General features: G+C 43.1%; 5 protein-coding genes. 2 read left to right on the top strand and 3 right to left on the bottom strand.

From position 1 onward, the window contains the following. Window positions 1-293: 293 nt before the first annotated feature. Both V7K62_RS03640 and V7K62_RS03635 read right to left on the bottom strand, forming a co-directional pair. A complete protein-coding gene (locus tag V7K62_RS03640; RefSeq protein WP_334861780.1) occupies window positions 294-872 on the bottom strand; it encodes a hypothetical protein in 579 nt (192 codons plus the stop codon). A gap of 256 nt (window positions 873-1128) precedes the next feature. Next, complete coding sequence (locus tag V7K62_RS03635) at window positions 1129-2163, bottom strand: DUF2891 domain-containing protein (protein WP_334861778.1); 1035 nt, start codon at window positions 2161-2163, stop codon at window positions 1129-1131. A 703-nt stretch (window positions 2164-2866) separates the two neighbouring features. Here V7K62_RS03635 and V7K62_RS03630 point away from each other — a divergent pair. Further along, complete coding sequence (locus V7K62_RS03630) at window positions 2867-5086, top strand: ATP-binding protein (RefSeq protein WP_334861776.1); 2220 nt, start codon at window positions 2867-2869, stop codon at window positions 5084-5086. A gap of 206 nt (window positions 5087-5292) precedes the next feature. Further along, window positions 5293-5925: a class I SAM-dependent methyltransferase gene (locus V7K62_RS03625; RefSeq protein WP_334861774.1), complete on the top strand. Its 633-nt coding sequence runs from the start codon at window positions 5293-5295 to the stop codon at window positions 5923-5925. A gap of 54 nt (window positions 5926-5979) precedes the next feature. Here the strand turns inward: V7K62_RS03625 and V7K62_RS03620 are convergent, their stop codons facing one another. After that, the gene (locus V7K62_RS03620; RefSeq protein WP_334861772.1) at window positions 5980-6777 is read right to left on the bottom strand and encodes a dienelactone hydrolase family protein; all 798 of its coding nucleotides are present in this window, start codon (window positions 6775-6777) and stop codon (window positions 5980-5982) included. Window positions 6778-7002: the final 225 nt, after the last annotated feature.

Here is a 7002-nt window from a genome sequence, read left to right as displayed (position 1 = left end):
GACCTGACTAATCCCAAAAAGAAACGAAAGTAAGAATAATCTAGATTTCGTCAGAGGAATTACGCGATCGCACTTCCTAACCTTCTGGGGATTCATATTAGACATCTCCAAAAATTAATTATGTGTTGCCCGAAATTATTGGTAGGCACAAATCATCTAACTGAAAGCTTCCCAAAGGGTATTGTGCTTACGTCATTTTCACTCATATCTCTATTACCTCAAATGCAATCTCTGCGATGAGCTACACCTACGCACTGTTGTGTCTATATCAATTATCCCTCTTACCTTGTGCCTCAGTCTGGGAAAGCCAGACCAGTCATGGGGTCACGGATATACAACCCTAATGTGAGACTACGCATCGCTTCATCCCAAACGGGTATTAATTGTTCTGCTTGATCTGCCCAATAATCGAATGTAATCAAGCACTGAACATTTGACCCCAAACCAATGCAAGTCCGCGAAAAAGCTTCCCGTGGTTCTTCTTGAGTGTCAATGAACTTCATCTCTGTCCAGACAATTCTGGCAGTTTGGCGCTTGATGGTAATAATTTCTCCCTTAGCAATGACGTTGCGACTGTCGTCTTCCATGACTTTCTTCAAGGTGGATTTTAGTGGAAACTGGCTCCAGTCATTGGGTGGCAGGCGATTGAAAGATATTTCTAGGCAGCAATCATCGTTAGGCGGTTTTTTATCGAGGAACTTGAAGGATTTTTCTTGTGGCTCAAAAACCCAATCCTGGGGAACATTGAAGCGAACAGCGCCTCGATCTGCGACAAAAATTTTGTAGCCGGATGGAGATTCCCAGCGATGATCGGGTTTGAGTTCAAGCGTTTCTTTAATCCACTGGAGATTGCTTTTCTTACGCTTTACCATAGTATTTTTGTTCTCTCTGCTGAAGAGGGCGTAGCCCATCGTAGATATCGCCGAAGTTGGGTAACAGGCGATCGCTTACTTTGTTAATGTTATCAAATTCCTAGTATTGCTAGGGTGTGTTGTCGCAAAGGGGCAACGTACTACATCTCGGACTGCATAGATAGGGATTTGTATTGGGTGTAATCGCCCCATCAACAAGCTACTTTATAATCTCGCTGTAGAAAACCGTTAAAGGATGTTATGCAGGAGGCTTCATCTATTTACATAATCCCCGTGCCGTTATAAGATAAACTACAAAGGTTCCCAACCAATGACTACTAGAATAATGTTCACTTGCAACATCTACCAACCCACATTGGCGATGTAAAATAGTCACAGAGCGGAGCGTATCAAGTCGATAATCGTTATCGGGTAATCGAGAGATTATTCCCTCAAGCATCCAAGCGCGACTGAGATTTAGACCCCGAAAATGAGATTGTAAATAGTCGTTGGATTTAGTTATTTGTACAGGTTGTAAACAGTTTATCGCGTCTTCTGTGAGTAATTGGGGAAGGAAATCGGTAAACCAATTTGCAAAATCTGTTGGTGAAAGAATGCGTCGCATTAAATCTGCTTCTGCAAGACAGGGAGAGACAAAATCATAACCCAATGGTTCAAAATGAAATGGATAGTTGCGATCGCTCCGATAAAATTTTTGGGCTTTGTCTTCGATCAGATCAGCAAAGTCGTTATTCTTCCTAATTCGTGCCCAATCGAGTGCTAAACCAAGTGGAAACGCGGTTTGAAAGTGCGCTCCAGTGCGATCGGGAAGTTCAAGTTTTTCAAGCCAGCGATAAAAGTTGTTGGCAACTAAGGTTTCTAACGGTTCTAACGCCGCTAGCCATTCTTTACCTTGATAATCATTCCATTCATGCAATTCCGTAGCGAGTTGCAACAGCCATGAAAACCCATAAGGACACTCAAAGAAGGGACATCTATGAAAATGGGTAATTTCTCCTTTAATTTTCTCTGGAGTCAGGGTTTGGGTTAGTGCTTCCCTTGCTGTCGGCTGAAATTCAGCATCAGGAAAATAACGAGCTAACCTTGCCAGTAACCAATGTCCATGTACGGCAGAATGCCAATCCAAACAACCATAAAACGCTGGCATTAATTCGCGTGGCGGCTTAATGTCCTCATCGCTTTCCAACCAAAAAATATTGTTGTGCGGATACTCTTGGTTGATGCAGTTTAGCACCAATTGAACAAACTTGGCTGCGATCGCTACGTCAATCTCTATTGCTTCGATTTGCATGGTTTCTCAGCAGTAGTCTTGTAATTATCTTTTTAGCATAATTGCCCCACTATACATCATCAAACTACACTTCTACCCAATTAAACTTAGAAAAAAATATCCTAATTTTACAGGACTTACGCAAACATGCTACAACGAGGAGTCAGTCCGTTAGGCGGGCAATGCTTGATATCATGTCCGCATAATTAGTTATGCTAACCACAGTCATTGCACCCCACACGCCAGATGCTCCACTTGGGGAGACCCCAGACGCTCTCTACGAGACGCTGCGCGAACGATGACTCGCTACCGCTTCGCTATCGCTTTTAGCGTCTCCCCTTCTCCCAAAGGGAGAGGCTAGCGCCAAGGGAGAAGACCGCACTGGCTCCCCTTAATCCCCTCCCCGCTCTTCGGGAGGGGAGACAAAGCGTAGCTTTGGCGGGGGTGGGGAACTCCTGGGTTTAATAAGCAATCAAGCGGACATGATATGACTTCCCTGCCGGGAAGCAAGGCGAACACAGGAGAAGGATCTGCTGTGGAAACCCCGCAACGCACCCTATATTTGAATGTCACTTCCTAAATCCAGCAATTTTTGTTTAAGAAAGTACCATTCCACCCTACAGTCGCCTTTAACTTGACAAAAAAATTTAAATAAAGGTGAGTATGCGAACATCTTGGGAACTATAAAAGTAAATCAAATCAGCACAACTTTCAGCTTCCAGCAATGAAGACTCACTATCTCAGCAAAGCTAAGGCGTTCCCATTACAGATTGTTCTTGTTGTTCCCTTCGTGATCCAAATTTTTGCAGCGGTCAGTTTAGTGGGTTATTTGTCCTTTAAAAATGGACAAAGAGCAGTTAACGACTTGGCAGAGCAGTTGATGGAGCGCACCAGCGACGTAGTGGATGAACATTTAAAGTCTTATCTTTCCATTCCCCAAACCCTTAATCAGATTAACGCAGATGCTATTCGCAGGGGAATATTAAATGTGGGCGTAGGCGCAGCCGGCAGTAAGCATCGCCAAACCCTTGGTAAGTATTTCTGGGATCAGATGCAGGTCTACGACCTGACTTATATTGGTATTGGACTAACGACAGGTGAGGGGCTGGGAGCTGCTCGTTATGATGGCAAGACGATTACCATTGATGATTGGACTGCCAAACTTCCAAACAATACCTCCACTTATGCCACAGATAATCAAGGTAATCGACTTCAGGTCACTGCTCGGTGGACTTGGGATAATTTCAATGAATCTTGGTATACCCAACCCATCGCTGCTGGTAAACCCATTTGGGGAAAGATTGTGACTGCAAATCTCCCAACAGGCCCCTACATCAGCGCCTCTGCCAGTCGTCCCATCTATGATTCGCAAAATCGCTTACTGGGAATGATTGCAACGGACATTCACCTGCTGAAACTCAGCGATATTTTACGCAGTTTGAATATTAGTCAGTCTGGGCAGATATTTCTTTTAGAGCGAAATGGCACGTTAGTCGCCAGTTCTGGTACAGAGAAGCCCTTTACCTTGGTTAATCAAAAGATTCAAAGATTGCAAGCGATCGACAGTTCTGACCCAATGATCCAGAAAGTTGCCAGACACCTCCAAACTTTTAACGAGTTTAGCTCCATTACCCAAGACACAGATTTTAAACTTGAGGTGCAGAGAGAACAACACTTTGTCCATGTTATGCCTTGGCGTGACAAGTATGGCTTGGATTGGCTGGTGGTGGTAATTGTACCAGAAAACGCATTCATGGGGCAAATTAACGCTAACACGCACATTACGATCGCTCTTTGTTTTGGCGCATTGGTTGTGGCCTCAATGATGAGCGTATTTACCTCCCGTTGGATTGCACGCCCGATTCTGCGCCTGAATTGGGCAAGTGAGGCAATGGCATCCGGGAATTTAGCTCAGACAGTAGAAACTAGCGGCATTCAAGAACTTAATACCTTATCCAACTCTTTCAACCACATGGCAGGACAATTGCATGAATCGTTTACTGCTTTAGAGAAAAGCAAAGAAGAACTAGAAGAGCGGGTAGAAGAACGCACTAATGAACTCAAAAATGCATTAAGGGAATTGCAACGCACTCAATCTCAAGTTATTCAAAGTGAAAAAATGTCTAGCCTGGGACAACTAGTTGCTGGAGTCGCACACGAAATTAATAATCCAGTCAACTTTATTCATGGCAACCTCGTCCATGTGCAAGAATATACCCAGGATTTATTAGCACTTATGCAGTTGTATCAGCAGCATAATACCCACCCTGCTGCTGAAATTCAAACCGTAGCCGAAGACATCGATCTGGAGTTTTTGCAACAAGACTTGCCGAAAATGTTGTCTTCTATGAAAGTGGGCACTGATCGCATTCGCCAAATTGTACTATCGCTGCGGAACTTCTCCCGCATCGACGAAGCGGAATTCAAAAGCGTCGATATTCATGAGGGCATGGATAGTACCTTGATGATTTTGCAACACCGCCTGAAAGCTAAACCAGAACAACCTGAAATTGAGGTGATTAAAGACTACGGTACTGTACCGCTAGTAGAATGCTATGCGGGACAACTCAACCAAGTGTTTATGAATATTTTAGTAAATGCGATTGATGCATTAGAAGAAAATAATGCCAAGCGTACCTATAAGGAGATTGAGAATAATCCTAGTATAATTAATATTCGCACATCGGTAGTTAATTCAACATGGTTAGAAGTAGCGATCGCTGATAATGGAGTCGGTATTTCCCAAGAATTTCAGCAACGAATATTCGATCCCTTTTTCACCACCAAACCCATTGGCAAAGGCACCGGAATGGGTATGTCCATCAGCTACCAAATCGTCACAGAAAAACATGGTGGTAAACTAGAGTGCTTCTCAACAGCTGGACAAGGAACCGAGTTTATCATTCAGATTCCTCTCCGGCTGAAAGTTTATGGAGTGGTTTAACTTGATACTGATTGCCAGGAGACGACTTACTTATACCTACCCACTTATCTAACTTAATATGTTTTTTCCTGAACTCTTACGTGGAATTGTCAAGTCATCTAGGTAGTAGTACAATACACGAGGTTTAGGCGCTAACACACCACACAGTCGAACAGATAGTTAAATAAGTAGTCTTATTTGTTAAGAAACCTATGCAGATACATCAAGTGATTGAAACCTACGATCAGGGATCAGTGGATTATGACGCAATTATGAGGCGTTACTGGCACATCGAGCGCGAACCCCTAATTGCTTCCTTACAGCTCAAGCTAGGACAAACCGTACTGGATGCTGCGGTAGGAACAGGTCTTAATCTTCCAGCCTATCCTAAAGGTGTAAGTGTCGTAGGTGTCGATCTTTCTCATAAGATGATGGATGAAGCACGTAAAAAGCACGTATCCGCAGACATCACCTTCAAGGTATCGGATCTCTGCAATCTTGATTTTGCTGATAATAGCTTTGATGCCGCAGCGTCAGGATATACCCTCTGTGTCGTTAACGATCCAGTCCGTGCCCTTGCAGAGATCCTGCGAGTTACTAAGCCTGGTGCATTGATTGCTATTCTCGATTACTGCAAATCGCAAGATCCAGAGATTCAGAAATGGCAAGAGTTGATCTCTGATGGAGCTTCACAGTTAGGCTTCCCGACTGGCAAGATCAAGTGGGATGCATTGATGGATTATGACGAATTGATTTACAACAGTAAGCTTCCCATTGAAGTGCTTGCAGACGATCGCACAGAAAGCCCAAACCCGTTTTTATGCGGTTGTCAATTACTGCTTAAAAACTCAAAAGGTTAAAGGCAACAGTATCGCACTCTTGTCCAATGAGTGCGATATCTCCGACAAACCGGATCACAAGTGATTTTGAAAGAGTTCTAGAACATATTGCCAAGCATCAGGAGCCGCTTCGGGATTGTACATTGGGTTCTGGGTTAGAAATGGGTATTGATCTTTGAAGAATCCCGCGAAGAATCCGTGTCCGGCGTCGTATCGAAATACACGATGATTTATTTGATGTTTCTTTAATTCTGCTTCAATTTGCTCGTTTTCTTCCTGGGAAACTAATGCATCTCTTGTACCAAAAAATGCATAGATAGTACCTTTAATTTCTGAGGTGCGATTAATGGTTGGAGTGTCTTCACCATAACTAGCAGTGGTAATCCCGCCACCATAAAACGAAGCTGTTGCTTTGATATCGGGTAAAGTTGCAGCCATATAAGCAACATGACCGCCAAAACAGAAACCAATGACACCGATGGCATCATCTTTGACATTGGGTAAAGTTTTGAGGTAGGCGATAGCAGCTTGAATATCGCTGAATATCTCTTGATATTTTACTTGTTGATAGTATTCCAAGCCCAGCCGATATGCTTCTGGACTATAGCCAACATCTTCAGGGCTAAAGTCAGCCTCAAAACCGGGAGCAGTGCGTTGATACATCGCTGGGGCGATCGCTACATAACCTTGTTTAGCGATTAATTCGGTGATATCTCGAATATTACTATTGATTCCAAAAATTTCTGGAAAAACTATAACCGCGCCAAAGGTTCCCTTTTGTGCTGGTTGAGCTAAGTAAGCATCGATTTCTAAGTCATTGTTAGGTACTTTGACATAGCAAGTGTTAATTTCGATGTTTGTTGTTTCTAGCATCTCTGTTTCAACGGAATTTATACCAATTCATCTATTCTGACTGTTTTTTGATACCAATGGGCGATGTATATGACGGGCAGAAACACTAAGAGTATTGCTCTGCTCAATAAAAGGAAATTGCTTACCCTCAAGCATAACTTTGCTGTTATGAACAGATCGGATGAATTTCTAACTTTTGAATAGATGACATCTCAAACTTCTGGATGATACTAAGGGTTTTGGATT

The sequence above is a fragment of the Nostoc sp. genome (assembly GCF_036917935.1).
Taxonomy (GTDB): Bacteria; Cyanobacteriota; Cyanobacteriia; order Cyanobacteriales; family Nostocaceae; genus Nostoc.
This window is presented reverse-complemented; position numbering and strand designations above follow the sequence as displayed.